Genomic DNA, 25,097 nt, shown 5'->3' on the forward strand with positions numbered 1-25,097 from the left:
CGCTTTAGCTTGTTGTTTACGCATGATCTTTCCGGAAAACCGCTTCGCACTTTTCCGGATCATGCCTTAGCTCCGCGGCGGCTGCTTCTCGGACGCGGTCGCCGGCTTGCCCTTGGCGCCGGCGCCAACGACGCGAACCGGATCGCCATCCGACAAGCCATCCGGCGGAGCGGTGATGACGCGGTCATCCGCGGTAATCCCCGAGGCCAGCTCGATCTCGCGGCCGAGATCGCGGGCGATCGCCACCGTTTTGAACCGCACCTTGTCGTCCGCGCCGACGGTGGCCACACGCAGGCCGCTGCCGTTGAAGATCAGGGCGCTGGCGGGAATGCTGAGCGGCGCGGCGTCATGCTGCAGGTTCAGCTTCACACTGGCATAGCCGCCAGGCATCAGCTCGCCTGAGGAATTGTCGAGCCCGAGCTGCATGCGCGTGGTGCCGGAGGCGACATCGACGGCCTGCGAGGAGGCCTCCACCGTCGCCTGGAAGGTCCGGTTTGGATATTCCGGCAGCGTGATGGTGGCCTTGGCGCCGATCTTGATCGCAGGCACGTAGTTCTGGGGCACGTTGACGTAGACGCGCAGCTTGGTGATGTCTGATATCACGAACATCGCCGGCCCCGAACCGCCGCCGGCATTGATCAGCGCGCCGACGTCGGTGTCGCGCGCGGTGACGACACCGTCGAACGGCGCGGTGATCTTCTTGTAGCCGGCGAGCGCTTCCAGCCGCTCGACATTGGCTTGCCCCGAATTGACGGCCGCCTTCTTGTTGGAGAGGTCGGCGGTGCGTTCGTCGATCTCCTGCGCCGAGACGAAGTTGGAGGCGACCAGCGTCTTGCGCCGGTTGAGCGTTGCCTCCGACAACCTGGCGCTGGCCTGCTGGCTGGCGAGGTCGGCGCGCGCCTGCAGCAGCTGCTGATCGAGATCGGGCGCCTCGATCTCGGCAATCACCTGGCCGGCTTTGACACGGGCACCGATGTCGGCACTCCAGCTCTTCAGATAGCCCGAGACGCGCGCGAAGATCGGCGCGCGGTAGTAGGCTTCCAATCGGCCCGGCAGATCGATGGTGGCGTTGAGGTCCTTGGCGCTGGGCAGCGTCACCGCCACGCTCGGAACGGCCTGGTCGTCAGTCCATTCTTTCAGCTTGATGCCCTGCTCCTCGCGGGCCCTGATGCCGGTGCCGACGACAAGGCCCGCCGCAATCAACGCCATCACGCCGAAGATGCCCAGTTTCCGGTGCGACACCGCCGAGCGGGGTTCAGTGGGGGACATGCGGAGTCTCCAATGCGGCGGCGGCTTTGACGCCTTGTTTCTTGTGGACCATGCTGAACACCACGGGAACGAACATCAGCGTGGCGAAGGTTGCAAAGATCAGGCCGCCGATCACGGCGCGGCCGAGCGGCGCATTCTGCTCGCCGCCTTCGCCGAGCCCCAGCGCCATCGGCGCCATGCCGATGATCATGGCGAGCGCGGTCATCAGGACGGGGCGGAACCGGACGAAGCCGGCTTCGAGCGCGGCGGCGATGGGATCGCCGAGCTCCTCGTAGCGCTCACGCGCGAAGGAGATCACGAGCACGCTATTGGCGGTGGCAACGCCCATGCACATGATCGCGCCGGTGAGCGCCGGAACCGACAGGGTGGTCTCCGTCGTGAACAGCATCCAGACGATGCCGGCGAGCGCGGCCGGCAGCGCGGTGATGATCACGAACGGATCGGACCACGACTGGAAGTTCACGACGATCAGGAGATAGATCAGCACGACGGCCCCGAGCAGGCCGAACAAGAGTCCGGTGAAGGCGCTGTTCATGGTCTGCACCTGGCCGAGCAGCACCACGGACGAGCCCTTCGGAACCTCCTTGGCGGTGTCGGCGATCACTTTTCGGATGTCGGCGGCGACCGCGCCGAGGTCGCGGCCCGAGGTCGTGGCAAAGATCTGCACCATCGACTGGATGTCGTATTGCGACACCACCGCGCTCGAGGTCGAACGCTTGATGTCGGCGATGCCGCCGAGGATCGGCGACTGCGCATTGCCGGCAGCCGTGATCGGCAGCGTCTGCAGCGCACTGAGCGAGTCGATCTGGTATTGCGGCGTCTGCATCACGATCGAGTAGGACACGCCGTTATCAGGATTGAGGTAGTAGGTCGGCGCCACCTGCGAGGAGCCGGCGAGATTGACCACGAGGCTGTTGGTGACGTCGCGCTCGGTCAGGCCGACATATTGCGCGCGGGTGCGATCGACATCGATGTTGAAGGTCGGATTGTTCGGCGACTGCTGGATGCGCGCATCGGCGACGCCCGGAATCTTGCGGACCTTGGCCAGCAGGTTGTTGGCATAGGCGAAGTTGGCACTGAGATTGGCGCCGCGGATTTGCAGGTCGATCGGCGCCGGCGCGCCGAAATTCAGGATCTGGCTGACGATGTCGGCCGGCAGGAACGCGAAGCTGACGCCGGGGAACAGCCGCGGCAATTGCTCACGCAGCACCTTGACGTGCTCTTCGGTCGGCTTGTGGCCTTCCTTCAGCTTGATCTGGATGTCACCGTCCTGCGGGCCGATCACGCCGGTGTTGTTGTAGGTCATGTTGATGCCGGAGATCGGCATGCCGATATTGTCGGTCATGGTCTCGATCTCGCCGGGGATCAGCTTGCGGACTGCTTTCTGCACGTCGGCGAGCTGATTGGCGGTCTCCTCGACGCGGGTGCCCACTTGCGTGCGGACATGCATCAGGATGTTGCCGGCATCGACCGCGGGAAAGAAATTCCGGCCGAGGAACGGCACCAGCGCGAAGGACGCGCCGACCACGCAGACGAAGCCGATCGCGAACACCGCGCGATGCGCCAGTGCAAGGCCCAGCAGCCCGCGATAGAAGCCGCGGACGCGCTCGAACCGTGCCTCGAAACCGCGCTGGAACCAGACAAAAGGATTGCGCGACTTCGGCGGAGCGCCCTCGTGATGGACATGCGCCTGCAGGAGGTAGTTCGCCATGGTCGGCACCAAAGTGCGCGACAGGATGAACGACCAGATCATCGCGAACATCACCGCTTCAGCCATCGGCACGAACAGGAAGCGCGCGACGCCGGTCAGGAAGAACATCGGCACGAACACGATGCAGATGCAGAGCAGCGACACGAACGCCGGCGTCACGATCTGGTTGGCGCCGTCGAGGATCGACTGCTCGACCGGCTTGCCCTGCTCCAGATGGTAGTTGATGTTCTCTATGGTGACGGTGGCGTCGTCGACGAGGATGCCGACCGCAAGCGCGAGGCCGCCGAGCGTCATGATGTTCAGCGTCTCGCCGATCGCCGACAGCATGATGATGGCGCCCAACACCGAGAGCGGGATCGAGACCGCGATGATGATGGTCGAGCGCCAGCTACCGAGGAACAACAGGATCATGACGCTGGTCAGCAGCGCCGCGATCACGCCCTCGAAGGCGACGCCCTCGATCGCGCCACGGACGAACACCGACTGGTCGCCGATGAAGCCGATTCTGAGCGCGTCGGGCAACTGATCCTTGACGTCGATGACCTTCTGCTTGATGCCGGCGATGATATCGAGCGTCGAGGTCGCGCCCGCCTTCAGCACCATCATCAGCACCGAGCGGTTGCCGTCGACATGGACGATGTTGGTCTGCGGCGGATTGCCGTCACGCACGGTGGCGACGTCGCGCACATAGACCATGGCGCCGTTGACGGTCTTGATCGGCAGGTTGCCGAGCTCGTCGATCCGAAGCGGCGAGTTATTGAGCTGGATGTTGTATTCGAACTGGCCGATCTTCTGGGTGCCGACCGGCGTGATCAGGTTTTGCGCGGCAAGCGCATTGGCGACGTCCTGGCCGGACAGGCCGCGGGCCTGGAGCGCGGTCGGATCGAGGTCGATCTGGACCTGGCGCTGCTTGCCGCCGAATGGATAGGGAATCGCAGCGCCAGGCACGGTGACCAGCGGGGTGCGAAGCTGGTTGATGCCGATGTCGGCGAGGTTTTGCTCGGTGAGCCCCTCACCTGACAACGCCACCTGGATGATCGGTACGGTAGAAGCCGAGTAGTTCAGGATCAAGGGCGGCGTCGCACCCGGCGGCATCTGCTTGAGCAGCGTCTGCGAAATCGCGGTCACCTGCGCGTTGGCGGTGCGGATGTCGACGTTAGGTTGGAAGAAGATCTTGATGATGCCAAAACCGTTGTAGGAGTTGGCCGTGATGTGCTCGATGTCGTTGACGGTGGTCGTCAGTGCGCGCTGGAAGGGCGTGGTGATGCGGCCTGACATCTGATCCGGCGGCAGCCCGGTATACTGCCAGACCACGCCGATCACGGGAATGCGGATGTCCGGGAAGATGTCGGTCGGGGTCCGCAGCGCCGCGAGCGGTCCGATGATCAGCAGCAGCAGCGCCAGCACGACGAACGTATAAGGCCGGCTCAGGGCAATACGGACCAGAGCAATCATGCGCCAGGAAATTCCAGGTCAGGCAGGGATACGGAATCCGCCCCCACGGGGATCCTCCGTCCCCTTTACCTGAGCACCGCCGGAAACGCTAACCTCCGGCGGCTTTCACGCATTCACTTCCCTGCTACCGCACTGCGGAATCTACATCGCAGCCATGCAGCTGCGCGTCCTACGCCGCACGGACGTTGGCGAGGAACTTGCCGACCTCGGTCTTGAGCCGGTTCGAATCGTTCGACAGCATCTGGGCCGCCGACAGCACCTGCGAGGAGGCTGTGCCGGTCTCGGTCGCACCGCGCTGAACGTCGGTGATGTTGGACGACACCTGCTGGGTGCCCTGCGCGGCCTGCTGCACGTTGCGGGCGATCTCCTGCGTCGCCGCGCCCTGCTCTTCCACCGCCGCCGCGATCGCCGACGAGATCTCCGACAGACGTTCGATGGTCGAGGAAATCTCCCTGATCGCACCGACCGAGTCGTTGGTCGCCGCCTGGATGCCGGAAATCTGCTGGCCGATTTCGCCGGTCGCCTTCGCGGTCTGCTCGGCTAGCGCCTTCACCTCGGAGGCGACGACAGCGAAGCCGCGACCGGCTTCGCCCGCGCGCGCCGCCTCGATGGTGGCATTCAGCGCCAGGAGATTGGTCTGGCCGGCGATGGTGTTGATCAGCTCGACGACATCCCCGATGCGCGAGGCGGCTTTGGAGAGTTCGCTGACGCGCTCGGTGGTGGCACGCGCCTGGCCGACGGCATCGCCCGCCATCCGCGCCGATTCCTGCACCTGACGGCTGATCTCGCCGACCGACGACGCCATCTCCTCCGTGGCCGAGGCCACCGATTGCACGTTGGTCGAGGCTTCCTCCGAAGCACCGGCAACCGTGGTCGCAAGCCGCTGCGAGCGGTCGGCGGTCGCAGTCAGGGTCGAGGCGGAGGCCTCTAACTGGCTCGAGGCCGACGACACGGTCTGGACGATCTCCCCGATCATCGTTTCGAATTCGCGCGTGATGTTGTCGACGCGGCGGCCGCGCTCGATCTTGGCCTCGGCATCGGCCGCGGCGGCTTCGTCCGCGGCCTTCTTGGCGATCAGCGCCTCCTTGAAGATCTGGAGCACGTCGGCCATGGCGCCGATCTCGGTCTTCTCGCCGCGATGCGGGACTTCGGCGGAAAGGTCGCCCTTGCCGAGCGCTTGCATCGGCTGGATGATGGAATTGATGCCGCTGGAGACGTCGCGGACGAGGTAGAAGCCGACACTGATGCCGGAGATGACGGCGGCGCCCAGGATGATCGCAACCAGCATGAAGGCGTAATAGAAGGTATCGGCGGCATCCGCAGCGGCCTGATCACCGCCCTTGGTGTTGAGCTCGATATCCTTGGCCAGGATGGCATCGGCCTCAAGCCCGATCTTGTTGACTGTCTTGCTGTCCAGCTCGTGCGCGTCGTGCGGGATCTTGTTGGCATCCCGGCGCGACAGCGCCATGACTTCCTGGGTGCCATTCTTGTACTCTTCCCACTTTTTCGACCACTCGCTGTACAGTGCTCTCTCTTCGGGCGAGGCGATCATACCCTCATAAGACTTGCGGAACTTCGTGTTCGCCTCGACCACTGTTGCCAGGGTTTTCTCGGCCGCAAGCTTTTCCTCCAGTGTCTCCGCCAGCATGTGCTCGCGGATCACGTTGCGGTAGGTGATGACGCCGGCACGGAGGTCGCCGATCACGCGGACGCTGGGCATCCAGTTCGTGGTGATATCGACGGTGTTGGCGTTGATCGTCCGCATCTTCATGACGGCGAGCAGCCCCATGCCGGCCATCACGACCAGCAGGAACGCCACGACGCTGATAATCTTGGCGCGGATGGAAATGGTGGCGAGCATAATCGGGTCTCTTTGTGCTGACGCGGTGGCGCGTCCGGAAACTTTACGAATCAACTAAAAGGAGCGGCACCGACATCCAACACCAGAGCACCTGCGCAAATGTTAACTGCGACTCCGTACGAGTACGGAGCTCAATGAAATGAACAGGCAGCAAAGAATGCACTGTGCTCAGCGCATGAGCATAAGCGCATCGGAGAAAAACTCTCCGCCGCCGAAATTTCCGGACTTCAGAGCGAGCAGCATGTCGCTTTCGGCGCCGACCGCGCGCAGCACCGGAACGCCTGCCGCAATTTCCACTCCCACGAGAAATCCGGGAATCTTCAACCGATCGACAACGGCTCCGGACGTCTCGCCGCCGGCAACGATCAGTCGCCGCACGCCTGATTTGACGAGGTTTTCTGCGATATCGGCCATGGCCTGCTCGATCGCATGGCCGGCGGCGTCGCGACCGTGGCGCGCTTGCAGCGCGGTGACCTGATCGGGTGTCGAGCTCGATGCGATCAGCACCGGACCCTCGCCCAGTCGTGGTCTTGCCCAGTCCAGCGCGCGCTGCACTTCGCCTGCCCCCATAATGATGCGGTCTGGATCGAGATGAAGCACCGGCATGATGCGCTCGGCGTTGGTGATCTGCTGAAGGGTCGCCTGCGAGCAGCTTCCGGCAAGGCAGGCCGCCAGCCCGCCGACCGCAGCGCCGGTTTCGCCGCTCGGTGACGCCGACTTGACCTTGCCCGTCGACACCAACGCGCGCGCGAGCCCAAGGCCGATGCCGGAGGCACCGACCGAGAGCCGATGTCCGGCGGCGACAAGGCCGATGGTCTCGAGGTCGCGATCGAACACGGCGTCGATGATCGCAGCGCCGATGCCCTTGCCCGCCAGCTCGGCCAGTCGCGCCCGCACGGCATCCGCCCCGCGCGTGACGGTGGCGAGATCGACGAGGCCGATCTGCGTCCTGCTCTGACGCGCCAGCACGCGCACCAGATTGGAATCGCGCATCGGGTTGAGCGGATGGTCCTTCAGCGGGCTCTCGTTGAGCGGCACGGCGCCGACGAAGAGGTTGCCCTGGTAGACGGTACGGCCGGTCTCCGGGAAGGCCGGCGTCACCAGAACGGCACCCTCGCCGCAATCGGCGCGCAGCGCGTCCATGACGGGACCGATATTGCCGGCATCGGTGGAATCGAAGGTCGAGCAAATCTTGAACAAGACGTGGCCCGCGCCGCGGCCGCGCAGCCACGCCTCCGCCGCACGCGAGCGCGACACGGCAAGGCCCGCCTCGATCGAGCGGCTCTTCAGCGACACCACGACGGCGTCGACCTCGGGCAGCGCGAGATCGTCGGCAGGCACGCCGATGGTCTGCACGGTGCGCAAGCCAGCGCGCGTCAGCGTATTGGCGAGGTCGGAGGCGCCGGTATAGTCGTCGGCGATGCAGCCCAACGCAAGTGTCACGACTTCACTCCAGCATAAGGCTTGAACCAGGCGAGGCCGTCGGTGGTCTTGCCGCGCGGATTGTATTCGCAGCCGACGAAGCCGGCATAGCCGAGCCGGTCGAGCTCTTCGAACAGGAACGGATAGTTCAACTCCTCGCCGTCAGGCTCGTTGCGCGAGGGAACGCTGGCAATCTGGATGTGGCCGATGATCGGCATCATCTCGCGCAGCCGCATGGTGACGTCGCCATGGATGATCTGGCAGTGATAAATGTCGAACTGGAGTTTCAGGTTCGCGAGCCTCAGCTCCTGGATCAGATCACGTGCGAAGCCGAAATCGTTGAGGAAGTAGCCGGGCACGTTGCGCGCATTGATCGGCTCGATCACGACGTCGATGCCGTGCGGCGCGAAGAATTCCGCGGTCCATGCCACCGATTTGTAGAAGGCCTCGATCGCGACGCGCTCGCCGCGGTTGGCGATGCCGGCCATCAGGTGCAGCCGCTTGACGCCGGTCGCCTTGGCATAAGGCAGCGCCGTCTCCAGGCTCGCCTTGAGATCATTGAATCGCGCCGGGAGCGCCGCAAAACCCTTCTCGCCGGCGTTCCAGTCGCCGGGCGGCAAGTTGAACAGCGCCTGCGTCAGGCCGTTGCGCCGCAGCCGCTCGCCGACCACCTCGGCCGGATGCTCGTAAGGAAAGAGGAACTCGACGGCAGTGAAGCCCGCTTGCGCGGCGGCATCGAAGCGGTCGAGGAACGGCACCTCGGTGAACATCATCGAGAGATTGGCGGCGAAACGCGGCATTGCAGATCCTCTTGCTTACTTGTCGCCGGGCAGCTTGACGCCGGTGACCTGCGCATACATACGCGCGACCGACGCATCGTCGTCGCGGCCCATGCCGGCGGCTGATGTCATCAGGAACATCTGGAGCGCTGCGGCAGAGACCGGCACCGGGAATCTGGCGCTGCGCGCCATGTCCTGAATGATGCCAAGGTCCTTGACGAAGATCTCCACCGCGCTTCGCGGTGTGTAATCGCCGTCCAGCACATGCGGCATGCGGTTCTCGAACATCCAGGAATTGCCGGCGGATGCCGTGATCACCTCATAGACCTTGCGGATGTCGAGGCCCTGCTTGGCCGCAAAGGCCATGGCTTCGCTGGCGGCAGCAATGTGGACGCCGGCGAGAAGCTGGTTGATCATCTTGAACGCCGCGCCCTGTCCGGCGGCATCGCCGAGCTCGTACAGCTTTGCCGCCATGGCATCAAGCGCGGGCCGCGCCTTGGCAAAAGCGGCGGAGCTACCGGAGGCGAGAATCGTCAACTCGCCTTGCGCGGCGCGCTGGGCCCCGCCCGAGATCGGCGCATCCAGATAGTGCCGGCCGGTCGCCTCCAACTGCTTGGCGAGGCGCCGCGCCACGTCGGGATCCATGGTGGCGGAGGATATGAAGACACTGTCCTTCGGCATGGTCTCGGCGGCACCATCCTTGCCGAACAGGATCGCCTCAGTCTGCGCCGCATTGACGACGACGCTGACGACGATATCGGCCTCCTTGGCCGCTTCGGCCGGGGTCCTGGCGCCCGCGCCGCCATCCTTCACGAAGCGCGCGACGGCATCCGCCGAGACGTCGCAGCCGGTCACGGCATGGCCGGCGCGCTTCAGCGAGGTCGCCATGCCAAAACCCATCGAGCCGAGCCCGACGACGGCGATACGCTGATTTTGTGACGTGGAGGCGGACATGCAACTGACCCTTGAACGTTTCCCGAATAGCCGCCCTTTGCGGCAGCCTGGCAACCGAATATCACGGCTTGGCCGCGCTGCCAAAGCGTGAGACAAGCAGGCATGACGGCCATGAGCAACGAGACATTGCTGCGCGAGGATATCTGCCGCTTCGGGCGGTCCCTGTTCGAGCGCGGGCTGACGCCGGGCTCCTCCGGCAATATCAGCGTCAGGTTGGACGATGGCGGCTGGCTGGTGACGCCGACCAACGCCTCGCTCGGCTTCCTCGAACCTGCGAAGCTGTCGCGGCTGGATAGCCGAGGTCAGCTGGTCTCGGGCGATGCGCCGACCAAGGAAGTTCCGCTGCACACGGCGCTCTACGACACGCGCGGGACTGCGCGGGCGATCGTGCATCTGCACTCCACCCATTCGGTCGCGCTTTCGATGCTGCCCGAGATCGACCCGCGTGCCGCGCTGCCGCCGATGACGGCCTATTACCTGATGAAATGCGGCGCCACCGCCCTCGTGCCCTATTACCGCCCGGGCGACCCGGCCGTTGCGGATGCGATCAAGGGTCTCGCCGGGAGATATTCATCCGTGCTGCTCGCCAATCACGGCCCGGTCGTCGCCGGCGACACGCTGGAGGCTGCGGTGTTCGCCACGGAGGAACTGGAGGAGACGGCGAAGCTGTACCTGCTGCTGCGCGGGATGAACCCGCGGTACTTGTCGCCGGAGCAGGTGAAGGATCTGGTGAAGGTGTTCGGGGTGACGCTGCCCGAGCATGGGCACGGGCATTGAGCCCGGCTCCCTGCTCGTCATTGCGAGCCAACGGGTCCGCGCGAAGCGCGGCCCGATGACAGGCTCCGCGAAGAAATCCAGAGTCTTTCCGCGGAGGGATTCTGGATTGCTTCGCTACGCTCGCAATGACTGAGATTGTGGCGATCATCGTAGCCCGCATGAGCGCAGCGACATGTGGGACCGCCCGTCCCGGATATCGCTACGCTCATCAGGGCTACGGCAGCGCGCTTGTGGTTACAGCCCCAGATACGCCTTTCTCACATCCGGATTGCCCTTGATCTCCGCGGACGGGCCCTGCATCAGCACGCGGCCGGTCTGCAGGATGTAGGCGCGGTCGGCAATCTCGAGGCATTCGGCCATGCGCTGCTCGACGATCAGCACGGTCATGCCGGCGTCGCGGATGCGCTTCACCGCCTGGAAGATCTCGTCGACCAGCTTCGGCATGATGCCCTGCGACGGCTCGTCCAGCATCAAGAGCCGCGGGCGCGTCATCAGCGCGCGGCCGATGGCGAGCATCTGCTGCTCGCCGCCGCTTAGCGTCTCGGCGCGCTGCTCCAGGCGCTCGGAGAGGCGCGGAAACAGGTTGAAGACGAGATCGAGCGGCCCCTCGCGGTCGGCTTCGCTGCGATAGAGATAGCTGCCGAGGCGAAGATTGTCGCGCACGGACAGGCGCGGGAACAGGCGGCGGTTTTCCGGCACATAGGCGATGCCCGTTGCGGTGATGTGATGCTGTGCCATCCCCTCGAGGCGCTTGCCGTCGAACGTCACCGTGCCAGAACGCGGACGTTCGGCGCCGGCGATGGATTTCAGCAGCGTCGACTTGCCCGCGCCGTTGGCGCCGGCGACGCAGACGATCTCGCCCTTCTCGACCTCGATCGAGACCGCGGAGATCGCGACCAGGCCCTGATAGGCCGTCGTGACTTCACGCACCGACAGCATGACGATCTCCCAGATATGCGCTGATCACCTTGGGATCGCGGACCACGTCGGCAGGCTTGCCCTCGACCAGCACCTTGCCGAGGTCGAGCACGATGGCGCGGTCGACCAAGGGCATCACGATCTCCATCACATGCTCGACCATCAAGACGGTGATGCCGGCATCGCGCACTTTGCGCACCAGCGCGACGCCGGTCTGCGCCTCGGTCGGCGTCAGACCGGTGAGGACTTCGTCGAGCAGCAGCAGCTTTGGCTCGGTCGCGAGCGCGCGCGCGACTTCGAGGCGGCGCTTCTCGGCCGGCACGAGGTCGCTCGCGAGCACGTCCGCGCGCCCGGCAAGTCCGGTGAACTCGAGCACCTCATGCGCCTTGCGACGGGCTTCGCGCATCACGGTATTGCGCACGAGCGCACCGACGATGACGTTGTCGACGACGGTCATGGTCTCAAAACTCTTGACCACCTGGAAGGTGCGGCCCACTCCGCGCTGGCAGCGCTCGGCCGCCGGCATGTGGGTGACATCCTCACCGTCGAACCAGATCGAGCCTTGGGTCGGCGGCAGCACGCCGGCGATGAGGTTGAACAGCGTCGACTTGCCGGCACCGTTCGGACCGATTAGGCCGACGATTTCGCCGCGGCCGACCGAGATCGAGACGTCGCTGTTGGCGACCAGGCCGCCGAAGCGCTGCCAGACGCCGCGGGTTTCCAGGAGTGCGGTCATCGCGTGGCTCCCTTCGGTTTTGCACGGGAGAACAGGCTCACCAAGCCTCGCGGCAACGCCAGCGAGATCGCTACGATCAGCGCACCATAGACGATGAGATCGACGCCGCGACCGGAGCCGCCGATATAGGAGCGCGTCAGCTCCGTCATCGGGATCAGGATGGCGGCGCCAAGCACCGGCCCCCAGAGGGTGCCGATGCCGCCGAGCACGGCCGGCAGCGCCATCAGCAGCGAGAACTGGAAGCCCATCACGCTTTCAGGATCGATATAGGCGAGGAACTGCGCATAGAAGGCCCCGCCGATCGCGACCAGGAAGGCGGAAACGGCGGCCGCGCCCATCTTGGAGTTGAACACGACGACGCCGAGGCTCTCGGCCGCCTCCGGATTGTCCTTCACTGCGCGCCACCAGAAGCCCCATTTGGAGTCCTCCAGCCACCAGGTGACGAACCAGGCGAGGCAGCAGAGCGCCAGCGCGAAATAGAAGTATGGCAGCTTGGTGCGCAGGAACTGGAATTTCAGCCAGCTGTCGCCGCGGATCGGAATGGTGATGCCCATCGCGGCTCCCGCCCACTCCCAGTTCTGGAACAGCAGCAGGCCAATTTCGGCAATGACGATGGTCGCGATCACGAAGTAATGGCCGCGCAGGCGGAAGAAGGGATAGCCGAGTCCCATCGCGATGAGTGCGGCGATCACGCCGCCGCCGAGCATGCCGAACCAGGGCAGCACGCCGAACTTGGTGAACAAGAGCTCGGTGGTGTAGGCGCCGATGCCGAAATAGAGCGCGTGACCCAGCGAGATCTGGCCGCAATAGCCGGACAGGATGTTCCAGCTCTGCGACAGCGCCGCATACATCAAGGTCAGGATCAGGATGTTCTGGACGTAGACGTCCTTGATGAACAGCGGCGCCAGCGCCGCGAGCCCGGCCAGAACCGCGGCGATGATGAGGTCGCGGCGGCGCCGCGCAGCGAAATTCTTGTCCATCACATCGATCCGAACAGGCCACGCGGCCGAATGAACACGACCAGGAGATAGACGGCGTAGATGCCGACCGACTTCAGCGATGGCGGCAGCACCAGGGCCGTAACCGCCTCGACGAGGCCGACGATGATGCCACCGGCGAAGGCGCCGAACACGCTGCCGAAGCCGCCGAGCGCCACCGTGACATAGGCGATCAGGGCGAAGGACGCGCCGACGTCGGGATAGATGTAGAAGAACACCGCCATGATCGCGCCGGCGAGACCGACCAGTGCGGCACCCAAGCCCCAGCCGAGCGCGAACACGCGGTTCTTGTCGATGCCGACGAGGGCGACGGCGCCGGGATCCTCACGCGTCGCCTCCAGCGCGCGGCCGAAATCGGTGCGATTGATGAAGAAGTAGAGGCCGGCAAAGGCGAGAATCGAGACCAGCGCGCCGATCAGCTGCGGCTCCGGCAGGAAGATGCCCGCGATCGACACCGTCTTGCCGCCGAGCCAGGACTGCGGAATGCTGCGATAGTCCGGCGTGAAGAAGAATTGCGCGAGGCCCCGCATCACGATGGCGAGGCCGAAGGTGGAGAAGATCTGCACCATGCCGGCATTGGCCTTGGCCCGCATGGCGAAGCGTACAACGAGCAGGTAGACCACTGCCCCGAACACGAAGAGCGCCGCGGCGACCAGCGGCGCCGACAGCAAGGGATCGATGGCAAAGAATGCGAACAGGAAGAAGCTCGCATACATCGCGATCATCAGGAACTCGCCATGGGCGAAGTTCACGACGTCCATCAGGCCGAAGATCAGCGCAAGGCCGACCGCGATCAGTCCATAGAGCAGGCCCATAAGAAGGCCGCTCGCGAGACTTTGGATAATGGCTTGGGCTGTCAAAAGTCGTCCCCCACAAATGACTGGATAAGCGCGGAAACTACCTCCTCCTCATTGCGAGGAGGCCTTGCGACGAAGCAATCCAGACTGTCTCCGTGGATCCATTTCTGGATTGCTTCGCTTCGCTCGCAATGACGTGCGGTGAGGCAGCTCTATTGGCTAAACTGCCAAATGCTTGCCCCCCAACACCTACTTCATCGGCCAGATCGCCTCCGCGATCGCGGCTTGCGGCGGGAAGATGGTGACGAACTTGCCGCCGACATATTGCAGCAGCACCGGGTCGGCGTCGTTGTTCTGGCCCATCTCGTCGAACTTGACGCGCTTCCAGGGCATGATGGTCTGCTCGCCCGGAATGTCGGTCGCCGCCAGCGCATCGCGGATCTTCTCGCCGTCGGTCGACTTGGCGCGGCTGATGGCGTCGGCGAGAATGATCAGGCCCATGAACTGGCGCGAGGTGAGGTCGTTGAAATCCTTGCCCGAGCGCGCCTTGAACATCTCGTTGATCTTGCCGACCATCGGGCGCTTCTGCGCGAGGTCGAGCGAGAAGGTGCCACGCGAGATCACGCCTTCGAGCTTGTCGCCGACGGCATCATAGAGCGCCTTCTCGGAGAAGCCGGCGTCCTGCGCCACGATTGCATTCGGCTTGTAGCCGAGCTCGGCCATGGTCTTGACCAAGAGGATGCCGTCGGTGGTGTAGCTCGAGGGCATCAGCACGTCCGCATTGGCGGTCTTGAGCTGCTGCACCTCGGCCGAGAGCGAGGGCGAGTTGGTGCGATACTTGATGTCGGTGACGATCTTGTAGCCGCGCTCACCGGCGATCTTGGTCTGGGCATTGCCGGAATCGGTGCCGAAGATGGTGTCCTCGTGGAACAACGACAGCGTCTCGATCTTGGCGCCCTTCTTCTTCATGGCGTCGAAGAAGTCGAACATCGCGGCCGAGTACATCTCGTCATGCGGCGCAGCGCGGAAGTAATATTTCAGGCCGCGGCGATGCAGGCTCGGCGAGGAGTTGTCGGCGGAAACGAACGGGACCTGATAGCGTTCGCAGATCTGGCTGACGGTGACGGCCACCGCGCTCTGATAGGTGCCGATGATGGCGCAGACCTTCTCTTGCGTGATCAGGCGCTCGGCCTCGGCGCGGCCCTTCTGCGGATCGGCCTGGTGGTCGGCGAACACGAGACGGATCTTCGCACCGCCGAGACCCGGCAGGCCCTCGCCCTTGGCCAGCGGCAGGTCGAAATCAGTGTCCTTGTTGATGACCTCGAGCGCAGTCTCATAGGCCTTCTGCGCGTCGACGCCCTGCTGCGCGCTGCCGCCGGAGAACGGATAGATCACGCCGATCACGACTTCCGAGGTCTGTGCGCGCGCTGCCAGCGGCACCAGAGCGGCAGTGGCGGTGGCTCCCAACAACACGTCGCGGCGAGTGATCGTCATGGCAATGTCCCCTGTTACTGAATTTCGGCCGATCGAATGAAGCGATTGATGGATTCGGTAAAGCCTGAAGAAGCGGCAAACGCTGCCCACTAGGGTCTGTACCTAATTAGCGATCTCTGATTCCTTCGCACCAAGTTGATTCGGGATGGGGGACTTCGGTGCGCAAAGGGCTGTTCTGGCTGAACGACAAGCAGTGGGCTCAGATCGAGCCGCATCTGCCAACGAACCAGACCGGCCCGGCGCGCGATGACGATCGACGCATCATCAGCGGTATCATTCACATGCTTCAGTGCGGCGCACGCTGGCGCGATTGCCCGCCCGACTATGGTCCTTACACGACGATCTACAATCGTTTCAATCGCTGGGCTAAGCGCGGACATTGGCAGGCGATCTTTGAAGCGCTCGCCCGCTGCGGCAAGGATGGCGTGACCTTGTCCATCGACTCCACCTCGATCAAGGCGCATCGCTCGGCGAGCGGTGGAAAAGGGGGGAGCATGAACAGGCGATCGGACGCTCGCGCGGTGGGCGGACCACGAAAATCCACGCGCTGAGCGACCCTGATTGCAGACCTTGCGCATTTCATCTCACTCCGGGACAAGACGCAGATATTGCCGCAGGGCCGGCCCTTTTGAAACTCGCGCCGCCCATGTCTGCCCTCATTGGGGACAAAGGCTACGATGGCGACGGCTTTCGCGCCGAAATCGCCAATCGCGGCGCAAAGCCCGTCATTCCAAACAAATCCAACAGGGTGACCCTCCACACCTTCAGCAAACGCGCCTACAAAGGGCGCAATGTTATCGAGCGCTGTTTCTGCCGGCTCAAGGATTTCAGGCGTGTCGCAACTCGCTACGACAAACTTGCCAGGAACTTCTTGGCTGCCGTGCACCTCGCCGCCATCGTCGCCTATTGGATCAATTGAGTCTGAACCCTAAATCACGGCCATGGCCCTGTTCTTGAGATCCGTCACCAGCATCAAGCCGGGCGAATGCGTGATCGCGAATGGGAGCTTCGCGGCGTTGATCACCGATTGCGGCGTCACGCCACAGGCCCAGAACACCGGGATCTCGTCATCCGCGACGGGCACCGGATCGCCGTAGTCGGGCTTCGCAATGTCCTTGATACCGATCAGATGCGGATGGCCGAGATGCACGGGCGCGCCGTGCACGGCGGGATAGCGTGAGGTGATCTGCACCGCGCGGATCGCATCCGCCGGCTTGAAAGGACGCATCGACACAACCATGGGACCGGCGAACGGTCCCGCCTCACCACAGGCGATGTTGGTGCGATACATCGGCACGCGCACGTTCTTCTCGATGTGGCGGATCGGCATGCCCTCCTCCAGCAGCGCCTCCTCGAACGAGAAGGAGCAACCGAGCACGAAGGTCACGAGATCGTCGCGCCAATACTTGGACACATCGGTCGGCTCGTCAACGACTTCGCCGTCACGCCAGACGCGGTAGCGGGGAACGTCGGTGCGGATGTCGAGATCGGCGCCGAGCGACGGGATGAAAGGACTGCCGACGTCGGACATGCCGATGATCGGGCACGGCTTCGGATTGAGCTGGCAGAAGCGGTGAAAGGCGCCGGCATATTCCGCCGGCAGGATCGCCAGATTGCCCTGAACGTATCCGGGGGCGACGCCGGCGGTGGAGGCGACCAGCCCCGCGCGGTAGGCGAGCCGAGCCTTACGGCTCGGAAGGGCGTCGGGCGTTTCAGTTTGCTGCGCTGCCACCAAAACAGTCATGTGATCGACCTGCCTATAAACTCGACAAAGACAAGCCAACACCAAGCGTGCTATAAAGTCTAATCGTCGTTTCTAATCAATCTCGATAAATCTGATTTATCGACTAGGAAAATCCTTCCAATGCTGGACTTCAGGTCGATCGAGACGTTCCTATGGGTTGTGAAGCTCGGCAGCTTTCGTGGCGCCGCGCAAAGGCTCAACACCACCCAGCCGGCGATCTCCCAGCGCATCGCCCAGCTCGAACGCGAGATGGGCGTGAAGCTCCTGAACCGCGATCATCGCATCGCCTCGCCGACGCCGAGCGGCCGGCAAATGATGGTCTATGCGGAGAAGCTGATCGGCCTGCGCGCGCAGATGATGGCGGAGATCGGCGACCGCTCGGCGATGCGCGGGGTGATGCGGCTCGGCGTCGCCGAGACCATCGTGCACACCTGGCTGCCGCGGCTCGTGAAGAGCGTGAACGAGGTCTACCCGAACCTGTCGCTGGAGATCGAAGTCGACATCACGCCGAACCTGACCGCGCGCCTGCTCGCGCAGGAGATCGAGCTCGCTTTCGTGGTGGGGCCGTTGTCCGCCTCCGGTGTGCACAATCGCGTGCTCGCCGATTATCCGATCGGCTTCCTCGCCAGCCCCTCGCTCGGGCTCGGCAAGGGGCCGGTGACGCCGGCGGAGCTTGCGCGGTTTCCGATCATCACGTTCCCGCGCAAGACCAAGCCTTACGAAGTCGTGCGCGAGGTGTTCGACCGCCCGGAGCTGCCGCCGATCCGCCTGCATGCCTCCGCCTCACTGGCGACGGTCATCCATATGGCGGTCGAGGGACTCGGTATCGCCGTAATCCCCGACGCCATCGTCGAGAACGAGCTTGCCGACGGGCGGCTGCAACTGCTCGACACCGATCTTGCGATCGCGCCGCTGACCTTCACCGCGAGCTGGCTCGCCTCGCCCGACGTCGTCGCCGTGGAGCGCGTTGCCGAACTCGCACGGCAGATTGCGCAGAGCAGCCTCGCGGTTGACGCGCCCGCGCTGGCGCGTCATTGAACAAGCGCCGGACAACCTTCAACGTCATTCCGGGCCGATGCGACAGCATCGAACCCGGAATCTCGAGATTCCGGGTTCGGCTCTTCGAGCCGCTCCCGAACGACAGCCAAAATGGACTGACCGCATGAGCCGAGCCGCCACCAATCTGCAAATCGATTCCGCCCGCCTGTGGGGCTCCATCCACGAGACTGCTCAATTCGGCGCGACCGCCAAGGGCGGTGTGCGGCGGCTGACGCTCAGCAGCGAAGACAAACAGGTGCGCGACTGGTTCCGCAAGGCCTGCGAGGATGCCGGCCTGGAGGTCCACGTCGACGCGCTCGGCTCGATATTCGGCCTGCGCAAGGGACGCGACATGTCGAAGCCGCCGGTCGGTATCGGCTCGCATCTCGACACCCAGCCGACCGGCGGCAAGTATGACGGCATTTTGGGAACGCTCGGCGCGCTGGAGGTAATCCGCACGCTGAACGATGCCGGCATCGAGACCGAGGCGCCGATCTGCGTCGTCAACTGGACCAACGAGGAAGGCTCGCGCTTCGCACCTGCGATGATGGCCTCTGCCGCCTATGTCGGCGACTTCACCACCGACGACATTTTGTCGCGCAAGGACGCCGAAGGCACGACCGTCGGCCAGGCGCTCGACAGCATCGGTTATCGCGGCGACAAGCCGGTCGGCTTCCAGAAGCTCGGCTGCTTCGTCGAATTGCACATCGAGCAGGGTCCAATTCTGGAAGCGGAGGGCAAGACCATCGGCGTGGTCGATTCCGGTCAGGGCGTATTGTGGTATGACGGCAAGATCTCCGGCTTCGAGAGCCATGCGGGTTCGACCCCGATGCTGCTGCGACGCGATGCGCTGGCGACCTTGTCGGAGATCGTACTGGCGATGGAGTCCATCGCGAAGAAGCACGGACCGAACGCAGTCGGCACCATCGGCGAAGCCGTGATCGCAAACCCATCGCGCAACGTCATTCCCGGCGAGATCGCCTTCACCATGGACTGCCGCAGCGCGGATGGCGCCATCATGGACGCGCTCGATCGCGATTTGCGCGCCGCGATTGCCGACATCGCCGCACGCCGCAAGGTCGAGGTCCAGATCGATCTGGTCTGGCGCAAGGCGCCGACGCATTTCGATCCGAAGCTGATTGCGGCAGTCGAGAACGCCGCGAAGACGCTCGGCTATTCCTCCCGCCGCATCACCTCCGGTGCCGGCCACGACGCCTGCAACCTCAACACCGTCATGCCGGCGGCGATGGTGTTCGTGCCCTGCAAGGACGGCATCAGCCACAACGAGCTCGAGGACGCCACGCAGGGCGACTGCGCCGCCGGCACCAACGTCCTCATGCATACCGTGCTGGCGATCGCCGGCGTCGCATCCTGACCGGAGAGAACCATGCGCGGAGTTTTTGTCGACGCCAATGAAACCCTCGCGGCGATCATGGAGCGGCTGAACAAGCCTGATGATCCCAAGGTCCGGATTAACCGGGATCCCGACATCAAGCCCGAGCAATACCCTGAGATCCTCGATGGCGCCGAGATCGCCATCGTCGACCACACCGCGCTGCCAACCGAGGTGGCAAAGAAATGCACCGGCTTGAAGCACGTCGTGTTCCTCGGCACCGGCGCGCGCAGCTACATGAACCCGGAGGAGCTCAGCGAGCTCGGCATCTCCGTCCATCTGATCAAGGGCTATGGCGACACGGCGGTCGCCGAATCCGCGATCGCGCTGATGTGGGCCTCGGCCCGCGTCATCGCGATGATGGACCGCGAGATGCGGGCCGGCAACTGGCTGCGCGAGGACGGCATGCAGCTCACCGGCAAGACCCTCGGCCTGATCGGCTTCGGCGGTATCGCCGCCGAGGTTGCGCGCATTGCGTCCGGCTCAGGCATGAAGGTGATCGCCTGGAACCGCTCGCCCAAGAGCCATCCCGGGGTCGAGTTCACCGATCTCGATACGGTGCTGGCCAGAAGCGACGTCGTGTCGCTGCATCTGCTGCTCAACGATGAGACCCGCGGCATGATCACGCGCGAGAGAATCTTTGCGATGAAGCGCGGTGTCATCCTCGTCAACACCGCCCGCGCCGCGATCGTCGACGAGGCCGCCATGATCGATGCGCTGAAATCCGGCCACATCCGCCATGCCGGCCTCGATGTCTTCAACATCGAGCCGTTGCCCGGCGATCATCCGCTGACGAAGCTGCCGAACGTGACGCTGTCGGCGCATTCCGCATTCCGCACGCCGGAAGCGAGCGAAAATCTGATTGAAGCGGCCTGGATCCACTGCCGCCGCATCGTGCAAGGATAAGAGCAACAACAATGGCCGACTATCGTACCATCAAGCCAGAGCCGCTCACCAACGCCATCCGCGCCATCGTCAAGGCCGGCGGCTCCTCGGACCGCGAAGCCGAGCTCGTGTCCACCAACCTCGTCGAGGCCAATCTGAAGGGACACGACTCCCACGGCGTCGGCATGATCCCGCGCTATGTCCAAAGCGTCACCAATGGCGGCCTCGCCGTGAACCAGCACGTCAAGATCGTGCTCGACACCGGTCCGCTCCTCACCCTCGACGGCCTCACCGGCTACGGCCAGGTGATCGGCCATGAAGCGATGGAGCTGGCGGCCGAGCGCGCCAAGGGCAACGGCGTGTGTCTCGTCGGCCTCTCCAACTCGCACCACATCGGCCGCATCGGCCACTGGGCCGAGCAGTGCATCGACCACGGGCTGGTGTCGATCCATTTCGTCAACGTGATCTCGCGTCCGATCGTGGCGCCCTGGGGCGGCAGCGATGCGCGCCACGGCACCAACCCGTTCTGCGTCGGCATTCCGCGCAGGGGCAAGGACCCCATCGTGCTCGACTTCGCCACCAGCAGGATCGCGCAGGGCAAGACCCGCGTCGCCCACAACAAGGGCGTCGAATTGGAGCCCGGCACCATCATCGACAATGAAGGCAAGCCCACGGTCAATCCGCGCTACACCGTGATCCCCCCGTACGGCGCCATCCTGCCGTTCGGCGAGCATAAGGGGTCGGGCCTCGCGTTGGTCTGCGAAATCCTCGGCGGCGCCCTCTCCGGCGGAGAGGTGGTCAAGGGTCCGTCCGACGGCAAGTACAACGTCCTCAACGGCATGCTCTCGATCGTCATCGACCCGGGCAAGCTCGGCACCGGCGAAAATCTCGCGCGCGAAGTCGAGAGCTTCGTCGCCTGGCACACCGGCTCGCCGCCCGCACCCGGCGTCGACAAGGTCAGGATCGCCGGCGATCCCGAGCGCGAGACCAAGACGAAGCGCCTTGCCGAAGGCATTCCGATCGATCCGACCACTTGGCAGGAGATTCTAGAAGCCGGGAAGAAGTTCGGGCTGGATCAGGCGGCGATCGAGAAGATCGTGGGGTGATAAACTGTCGGACGCTGGCGCGTTCCGCCTTGGATGCGTGAACGCGCCAGAACAACTTAGTCCACCATATCCGCGACCGCCTTGCCGCACGCCGTAGTATCGGCATTGCCGCCGAGGTCCTTGGTGCGGAGCGTGCGTTCGGCCAGCGTGCGCTCGATCGCCTCGACGATCGATTTGCCGGCTTCCTTCTCGCCGAGATGCTCGAACATCATCGCGCCGGACCAGATCATGCCAATCGGGTTGGCGATGCCCTGCCCCGCGATATCGGGCGCCGAGCCATGAACAGGCTCGAACACCGAGGGGAAATCGCCCTCGGGATTGATGTTGCCGGACGGTGCGATGCCGATGGTGCCGGTGCAGGCCGGGCCGAGGTCGGAGAGGATGTCGCCGAACAGATTCGAGCCGACCACGACGTCGAACCAGTCCGGATGCAGCACGAAATTCGCCGTGAGAATGTCGATGTGGTACTTGTCCCACTTCACGCCCGGAAACTTCTTGGCCATCGCTTCCACGCGCTCGTCCCAATAGGGCATGGTGATCGAGATGCCGTTGGACTTGGTCGCCGAGGTCAGGTGCTTCTTCGGCCGCGACTGCGCGAGCTCGAAGGCGAACTTCAGGATACGGTCGACGCCGGTGCGGGTCATGACCGTCTGCTGCGTCACGAACTCGCGGTCGGTATCCGGGAACATGCGGCCGCCGACGGAGGAATATTCGCCTTCCGTGTTCTCGCGCACCACCCAGAAATCGATGTCGCCGGGCTTGCGACCCGCCAGCGGCGACGGCACGCCGGGCATCAGCCGCACCGGACGCAAATTCACGTACTGGTCGAACTCGCGGCGGAACTTGATCAAGGAGCCCCACAGCGAGACGTGATCCGGAATCTTGGCCGGCCAGCCGACCGCGCCGAAATAGATCGCATCGTGCGTGCCGATCTTCTCCTTCCAGTCATCAGGCATCATCTGGCCGTGCTTCTCGTAGTAGTCGTAGGACGAGAAATCGAAATGGTCGAAATGCACGGAGACGCCGTGCTTCTTGGCGGCCGCCTCCAGAACGCGCAGACCTTCCGGCATCACTTCCTTGCCGATGCCGTCGCCAGGAATGACTGCGATCCGGTATTGCTTCTTGCTCATCGAGAACGTCCTTGGTTGGTCCGGCAGCCGCCGCGTTTTGACCGCACTGCAATGGACCAAACGCGGCGGCAGTGCAACGCTGCACTGCAATCTTGACCATGGCGCGGCCAAGCGCCTACTGATTTGATCCTGTTCCCACGAACGAGTACCCCTCATGGATCTGCATCTGCGTGGCAAGCGCGTCCTGATCACCGGCGCGTCCAAGGGCATCGGCGCAGCCGCCGCCGAGGCGTTCGCCGAGGAAGGCGCGCATCTCCTGCTGGCGGCCCGCAGCGGTGAGGCGCTGAACGCGCTGGCCGACCGCTTGCGCGCATTGCACCAGATCGACGCCGCGACGAGCATCGTCGATCTGCGCAAGCAAGAGGACGTCGCGCGGCTGGCGAAAGAAGCTGCCGACATCGACGTGCTCGTCAACAATGCCGGCGATATCCCCGGCGGCTCGATCGACAAGATCGACGAGGCGACCTGGCGGCACGCCTGGGAATTGAAGGTGTTCGGCTACATCAACCTCACGCGGCATATCTATGCGCAGATGAAGGCGAAGGGCGGCGGCGTCATCGTCAACGACATCGGCGCAGCGGGCGAGAAATTCGACGCAAACTACATCTGCGGCAGCGCCGGCAATGCGGCCCTGATGGCGTTCACACGTGCGCTCGGCGGCAAGAGCCTCGCCGACAACATCCGCGTCGTCGGCATCAATCCCGGGCCCGTCGGCACCGACCGCCACGTCACCCTGCTCAAGACACGGGCCAAGCACCAATTCGGCGACGAGAGTCGCTACAAAGAATTCCAAAAGAGCCTGCCGCTCGGCCGCCCCGCGCATGCGCGCGAGATCGGCGACCTCATGGCGTTCCTGGCGTCGGACCGCGCCGGCTACACGTCGGGCGTGATCTACACGGTGGACGGCGGCATCAGCGCGGGGTGGGGTTAATCGCCCCGAAATGATTTAGGCACCGTCGTTCCGGGGCGATGCAAGAGCATCGAACCATGGTGCGCAGTTGCGCACCTGAGAACCCTCGAGATTCCGGGTTCGCCCTTCGGGCGCCCCGGAATGACGATCCAGAGGTAGGAGTAAGATAGTTGTCTCAAGACCTGATCCGCGAAACCGCCTGCACCGTCGTCGACAAGCTGCGCTCCGGCGACGTCTCGCCGCTCGAGCTCCTGGATGTACTGGAGAAGCGCATCGCTGAGGTTGACGGCAAGGTCAACGCGCTGCCGATACTGTGCTTCGATCGCGCGCGCGAGAGTGCGAAGACGCTGATGCAGAAGCCGGCCGGTGCGCGCGGGCTGCTCGCAGGCCTTCCGGTGCCGATCAAGGACCTGACCGACGTCGCGGGCGTACTGAACACGCAGGGCTCGCCGATCTTCAAGGACAACATCCCCGCGAAATCCGACCTCATGGTCGAGAACCTCGAGGCCAACGGCGCCGTCGTCTACGCCAAGTCGAACACGCCGGAATTCGGCGCCGGCGCCAACACCTTCAACGAGGTGTTCGGCGCGACACTCAATCCCTGGAATACGACGAAATCGGCAGCGGGATCGTCCGGCGGCGCGGCGGTGGCGCTTGCGACCGGCATGGCCTGGCTGGCACAGGGCTCCGACATGGGCGGGTCCTTGCGCAGCCCGGCTGGCTTCTGCGGCATCGTCGGCATGCGGCCGAGCATCGGCCGCGTCGCGCATACGCCGAAGGCGGGTATCGATCGCAATCTCGGCGTGCAGGGCCCGATGGCGCGCAACGTCGAGGACCTCGCGCTGCTGCTCGATGCCATGAGCGGCGACTACGCCGACGATCCGCTGTCACTGCCGGCGCCCGCAACCTCGTTCCTGACATCCGCGCGCGCAGGCAAGAAGCCGAAGCGTATCGCCTATTCGCCCGATCTCGGCATCACCCCGGTCGATCCCGAAGTGAAAGCGATTACGCGCAAAGCGGCGGAACGCTTTGCCGAAGCCGGCGCGATCGTCGAGGAGGCGCATCCCGATTGGCGCGAGGCGCATGAATGCTTCCACGTGCTGCGCGCCTTCGATTTCGCGATCAGCAAGGCCAATCTGCTACGCACCAAGCGGGACCTGCTCAAGCCTGAGGTGATCTGGAACATCGAGGAAGGCCTCAAGCTCACGGTCGACCGGCTGGCGCGCGCCGAGGAGCAACGCGTCGGTATGACCGCGCGCGCGGTCGAATTCTTCAAGACCTACGATCTGCTGCTGACACCGACGACGATCGTGCCGCCCTTCCCGATCGAACATCGCTATGTCGCCGAATGCGCCGGCAAGAGGTTCGAGAACTACATCGAGTGGCTCGGCATCGTCTACGCCATCACGCTGGCCTGCTGCCCGTCGCTGTCGCTGCCGTGCGGCTTCACGGCATCAGGCTTGCCCGTCGGCGTGCAGGTGGTCGGCGCCCCCCGCGCCGACGCGCAGGTGATCGCCGGCGCGAAGGTGCTGGAGGATATTCTGGACCTTCGCGCCACGACGCCGATTGATCCAAAGGTGAAGCGGTAACCTCGTGCTCCGGGCGCAGCGCAGCGTCCCGGGCGGTGCGAAGGATCGTCCGGTGCGGTGCGCTGCAGAGCCGGGGCCCATCTCTCCGCGAGCTCCCGTGAATTCCTGGGTCCCGGCTCTCCGGCGCAGCG

General features: G+C 64.3%; 20 protein-coding genes and 1 pseudogene. 8 read left to right on the plus strand and 13 right to left on the minus strand.

What is annotated here, in order from left to right; translation table 11 throughout:
* Positions 1-66: 66 nt before the first annotated feature.
* The 6 genes from P6U27_RS24295 to ltnD form a co-directional block, all read right to left on the minus strand.
* Entirely contained in the window at positions 67-1,269 is a 1,203-nt protein-coding gene (locus P6U27_RS24295) for an efflux RND transporter periplasmic adaptor subunit (RefSeq protein ID WP_122404261.1), read from the minus strand.
* Positions 1,256-4,435 (minus strand): efflux RND transporter permease subunit, encoded by a 3,180-nt coding sequence (locus P6U27_RS24300; protein ID WP_122404262.1) that lies wholly within the window; start codon positions 4,433-4,435, stop codon positions 1,256-1,258. Before P6U27_RS24300 ends, P6U27_RS24295 begins: the two co-directional genes overlap by 14 nt.
* Before the next feature lie 169 nt (positions 4,436-4,604).
* Positions 4,605-6,296 carry a methyl-accepting chemotaxis protein gene (locus tag P6U27_RS24305; RefSeq protein ID WP_122404263.1) on the minus strand — a complete coding sequence of 564 codons (1,692 nt, stop codon included), beginning with the start codon at positions 6,294-6,296 and terminating at the stop codon, positions 4,605-4,607.
* Between the two features lie 168 nt (positions 6,297-6,464).
* Positions 6,465-7,739 (minus strand): 3-oxo-tetronate kinase, encoded by a 1,275-nt coding sequence (gene otnK, locus P6U27_RS24310; RefSeq protein WP_122404264.1) that lies wholly within the window; start codon positions 7,737-7,739, stop codon positions 6,465-6,467.
* Positions 7,736-8,518 carry a 2-oxo-tetronate isomerase gene (gene otnI / locus P6U27_RS24315; protein WP_122404265.1) on the minus strand — a complete coding sequence of 261 codons (783 nt, stop codon included), beginning with the start codon at positions 8,516-8,518 and terminating at the stop codon, positions 7,736-7,738. The genes otnK and otnI overlap by 4 nt, the downstream gene beginning before the upstream one ends.
* A gap of 15 nt (positions 8,519-8,533) precedes the next feature.
* Positions 8,534-9,451 (minus strand): L-threonate dehydrogenase, encoded by a 918-nt coding sequence (ltnD, locus tag P6U27_RS24320; protein ID WP_122404266.1) that lies wholly within the window; start codon positions 9,449-9,451, stop codon positions 8,534-8,536.
* A gap of 102 nt (positions 9,452-9,553) precedes the next feature.
* On the opposite strand from ltnD, the gene P6U27_RS24325 reads away from it, so the two are divergent.
* Positions 9,554-10,228, plus strand: a complete 675-nt coding sequence (locus tag P6U27_RS24325) for an aldolase (protein WP_162500369.1) — start codon at positions 9,554-9,556, stop codon at positions 10,226-10,228.
* Positions 10,229-10,462: 234 nt separating this feature from the next.
* Here P6U27_RS24325 and P6U27_RS24330 read toward each other — a convergent pair whose 3' ends face one another.
* The 5 genes from P6U27_RS24330 to P6U27_RS24350 form a co-directional block, all read right to left on the minus strand.
* Positions 10,463-11,167, minus strand: a complete 705-nt coding sequence (locus tag P6U27_RS24330; RefSeq protein ID WP_122404268.1) for an ABC transporter ATP-binding protein — start codon at positions 11,165-11,167, stop codon at positions 10,463-10,465.
* Entirely contained in the window at positions 11,151-11,882 is a 732-nt protein-coding gene (locus P6U27_RS24335) for an ABC transporter ATP-binding protein (RefSeq protein ID WP_122404269.1), read from the minus strand. Before P6U27_RS24335 ends, P6U27_RS24330 begins: the two co-directional genes overlap by 17 nt.
* Positions 11,879-12,862, minus strand: a complete 984-nt coding sequence (locus tag P6U27_RS24340) for a branched-chain amino acid ABC transporter permease (RefSeq protein WP_122404270.1) — start codon at positions 12,860-12,862, stop codon at positions 11,879-11,881. Before P6U27_RS24340 ends, P6U27_RS24335 begins: the two co-directional genes overlap by 4 nt.
* The gene (locus tag P6U27_RS24345; RefSeq protein ID WP_244607688.1) at positions 12,862-13,695 is read right to left on the minus strand and encodes a branched-chain amino acid ABC transporter permease; all 834 of its coding nucleotides are present in this window, start codon (positions 13,693-13,695) and stop codon (positions 12,862-12,864) included. Before P6U27_RS24345 ends, P6U27_RS24340 begins: the two co-directional genes overlap by 1 nt.
* A 231-nt stretch (positions 13,696-13,926) precedes the next feature.
* The gene (locus P6U27_RS24350; protein WP_162500370.1) at positions 13,927-15,171 is read right to left on the minus strand and encodes an ABC transporter substrate-binding protein; all 1,245 of its coding nucleotides are present in this window, start codon (positions 15,169-15,171) and stop codon (positions 13,927-13,929) included.
* Positions 15,172-15,329: 158 nt separating this feature from the next.
* On the opposite strand from P6U27_RS24350, the pseudogene P6U27_RS24355 reads away from it, so the two are divergent.
* Positions 15,330-16,090 (plus strand): annotated as a pseudogene (locus P6U27_RS24355) (IS5 family transposase).
* Positions 16,091-16,099: 9 nt separating this feature from the next.
* Here P6U27_RS24355 and P6U27_RS24360 read toward each other — a convergent pair.
* On the minus strand, positions 16,100-16,915 hold the full coding sequence (locus P6U27_RS24360) for a putative hydro-lyase (protein ID WP_209295575.1): 816 nt from the start codon (positions 16,913-16,915) through the stop codon (positions 16,100-16,102).
* Positions 16,916-17,035: 120 nt separating this feature from the next.
* Here P6U27_RS24360 and P6U27_RS24365 point away from each other — a divergent pair, with 120 nt between their 5' ends.
* The 4 genes from P6U27_RS24365 to P6U27_RS24380 all read left to right on the plus strand — a co-directional run bounded on the left by P6U27_RS24365 (position 17,036) and on the right by P6U27_RS24380 (position 21,337).
* Positions 17,036-17,953, plus strand: coding sequence for a LysR family transcriptional regulator (locus P6U27_RS24365; protein ID WP_122404274.1), 918 nt, complete (start codon positions 17,036-17,038; stop codon positions 17,951-17,953).
* Between the two features lie 124 nt (positions 17,954-18,077).
* The gene (locus P6U27_RS24370; RefSeq protein ID WP_122404275.1) at positions 18,078-19,328 is read left to right on the plus strand and encodes a Zn-dependent hydrolase; all 1,251 of its coding nucleotides are present in this window, start codon (positions 18,078-18,080) and stop codon (positions 19,326-19,328) included.
* A gap of 12 nt (positions 19,329-19,340) precedes the next feature.
* Entirely contained in the window at positions 19,341-20,252 is a 912-nt protein-coding gene (locus P6U27_RS24375; protein ID WP_122404276.1) for an NAD(P)-dependent oxidoreductase, read from the plus strand.
* 11 nt (positions 20,253-20,263) lie between these two features.
* Positions 20,264-21,337 (plus strand): malate/lactate/ureidoglycolate dehydrogenase, encoded by a 1,074-nt coding sequence (locus tag P6U27_RS24380; protein ID WP_122404277.1) that lies wholly within the window; start codon positions 20,264-20,266, stop codon positions 21,335-21,337.
* Positions 21,338-21,393: 56 nt separating this feature from the next.
* On the opposite strand, the gene P6U27_RS24385 is transcribed toward P6U27_RS24380, so the two are convergent.
* Positions 21,394-22,467, minus strand: coding sequence for a tartrate dehydrogenase (locus tag P6U27_RS24385; RefSeq protein ID WP_122404278.1), 1,074 nt, complete (start codon positions 22,465-22,467; stop codon positions 21,394-21,396).
* A 154-nt stretch (positions 22,468-22,621) separates the two neighbouring features.
* Here P6U27_RS24385 and P6U27_RS24390 point away from each other — a divergent pair, with 154 nt between their 5' ends.
* Both P6U27_RS24390 and P6U27_RS24395 read left to right on the plus strand, forming a co-directional pair.
* Entirely contained in the window at positions 22,622-23,398 is a 777-nt protein-coding gene (locus tag P6U27_RS24390; protein WP_122404279.1) for an SDR family oxidoreductase, read from the plus strand.
* 149 nt (positions 23,399-23,547) lie between these two features.
* Positions 23,548-24,966 carry an amidase gene (locus P6U27_RS24395; RefSeq protein ID WP_122404280.1) on the plus strand — a complete coding sequence of 473 codons (1,419 nt, stop codon included), beginning with the start codon at positions 23,548-23,550 and terminating at the stop codon, positions 24,964-24,966.
* Positions 24,967-25,097: the final 131 nt, after the last annotated feature.

It is taken from the genome of Bradyrhizobium sp. STM 3566 (assembly GCF_045571445.1).
Classification (GTDB): Bacteria; Pseudomonadota; Alphaproteobacteria; order Rhizobiales; family Xanthobacteraceae; genus Bradyrhizobium; species Bradyrhizobium vignae.